This window comes from Halobacillus sp. BBL2006 (assembly GCF_000786645.1).
Classification (GTDB): Bacteria; Bacillota; Bacilli; order Bacillales; family Halobacillaceae; genus Halobacillus.
In genome coordinates this window covers 1-2,245 of sequence record NZ_JRNX01000537.1, presented here as the reverse complement: position 1 = coordinate 2,245, position 2,245 = coordinate 1, and the positions used below count along the sequence as shown (strand labels likewise).

2 protein-coding genes are annotated in these 2,245 nt (G+C 37.5%); both read left to right on the top strand.

Going from position 1 to position 2,245, the window contains the following annotated elements; translation table 11 throughout:
* Window positions 1-657 (top strand): GerAB/ArcD/ProY family transporter (locus LD39_RS15420; RefSeq protein ID WP_081988478.1); only part of this gene is annotated, 657 nt, incomplete at its 5' end.
* Between the two features lie 2 nt (window positions 658-659).
* Window positions 660-1,775, top strand: coding sequence for a Ger(x)C family spore germination protein (locus tag LD39_RS15415; RefSeq protein WP_035549200.1), 1,116 nt, complete (start codon window positions 660-662; stop codon window positions 1,773-1,775).
* Window positions 1,776-2,245 lie beyond the last annotated feature (470 nt).

Below are 2,245 nucleotides of genomic sequence, written 5' to 3'. Positions count from 1 at the left end.
TTTCTTTCGTTTTTTCTTCTAATTTTACTGTTTTTCACGATTTATTCTATGAAGGAAATGAACATCATGTATATTCTTCCGGTTTTAGAAGACGGTTGGGGGAGAATTTTCATGGGAGTCAATGATGCCGTGCTTTCCTTCTTTGGATTTATTGTTACGCTGGTGATTTATTCGAAAGTGGAAGGGAAAGCGAAAGATAAATTGAAAACCATATTTTTCGCACATTGGTTTGTATGGGCGTTCTATCTGCTTATCGTCTTCGTAAGTTTTACTTTCTTTGGTACGAGAGAGATTGATTTAGTACCTGAACCTGTTTTGTATATGTTGAAATCCTATGAATTTTCTATTGTTGCTCGAATTGACTTGTTCTTTATTTGTATATGGATTCTTTCGGTGGCAACCAGCTATGCAACCTATCTATATATGGCTAAGCTTGGTATCACTGAAATATTTAATTTTAGTAAACCAAAATTAATAACGTTGTCTATTGGTTTACTTACCTTTGTTATCTCTTTATCCATAGGATTTGATTATAAAAGGGTGGATCTGTTCAGCAAATTTGTCGTGAATACTGGATACTTTTTTAGCATCGGTTTTCCCATATTGATGTTAATCGTCGGGGTCATTGTAAGGAAATTCAGTGAGAAGGAGGTGTGATTATGATAAAGAAACTTTTATTAGTTTTTATCGTATTAGTCCTTCTTACAGGGTGCTGGGATGAGCGCCAGTTTAAAAATGTCAAATTGGTCTTGGCTATGGGGTTTGATTTAAATGAAGAGGGATTGATTCACAAAACGGTTTCTATTCCAAGTATAAGAAGAGGATCGGAAGGACCGGGGGAGGAAACAATCCAAATCGTTTCCACAGATGCAGCTTCCCCGCACCAAGCCAGGGAGAGGATTGACGAGCAGATATCGGAGTCCTTTGATCCATCCAAAGCGAAAGTCATCGTCGTGGGAGAAGATCTTGCTAAAAAAAATATCTATCCTGTGTTGGATGAATTTTACCGAAATCCGAATAGGAATTTAAATGCATATTTAGCTGTCGCTAGAGGGCAAGCTGCTGATGTAATCGGTTTGAAAAGTAGTAGCGATTCAAGGATTAGCAATTACATTAGTGGTTTGTTGCAAGGTGCCGTAGCTTCTTCTCATGCTACTGGAGAGAACCTACAGATGATATGTGCAGAGCTTATCGAACCAGGAGAGGATTTTTCGATTCCATTAATAAGTGCTGACCAGGAAAAGGGACTGTTGAAGTTTGAGGGAATGGGGCTGTTTCATGAGGATCACTATTCTGGAGTGGATATTCCTCAGGACCTTAGCACCATATTTATGCTCCTTCAAGGAAGAGAAAATCGCATAGCGAAGTTGACCATCAAAGTTTCAGATAATGATGATAAATTGATGAACTATATCACAATTAATGTCATGAAACTAAAGCAGGATTTTAAGATCAATGTAGATGGCGATGAAGTAGACGCTGAGATTGATTTAGATTTAAAAGTAAGAGTGGTTGAATATGCGTCAAATCATTTAATGGAGAATGGGAAAATCGACAAGCTTAATGAAAAGATCTCTGAAGTTTTGACGAAGGATGCTGAAAAAGTCATTTCGCTTATGCAGGAAGCGAATAGTGACATTTTCGCTGTTGGAAGGAAAGTGAAAGCTTATCATCCGGATGTTTATAACAAGCTGGACTGGAAAGAATACTATCCTACTATGAGTTATAAGACTAAAGTGAAGGTTCAAATCCTAGAACATGGAATTATCAATTAAAAAGTTTTGAGAAATTTGAAACCTGATGTACATTTGATTCGTCTGTATAGTACAGACACTTTAAAGTGCTGAGGTGTGATCGATTGGTAGGAAGCATGAGAATATAAAATTATATTCTGGCTTGTCGGATAACCGTGGATTCTCAATTAAGTAATGAACAGAGTGTGCCCTATAAATAGTGTGTAATGAGGCTCGCTCGTTTCATTTATAAACAAGATACCTCCCCTTAGGTATAGCACCTGTCGACTGACCATCGGCAGGTGCGTTTTCATTTTTAGATGAAGCAGTTCACATCTGCTGTTGTTTTTTTATTATGGTTTACTTTTATAAAGAAGTATTAGTTATTCAACAAACATGCAGGATTATGGAAGACTCGATTTCGAGATGTTTATGTATTTTTAGGATCGTTGGGGAAGGGCTCGTCTAGCTGTAATGCCCAGACACTCGCGTCATAAGCAGAAAAATCAACG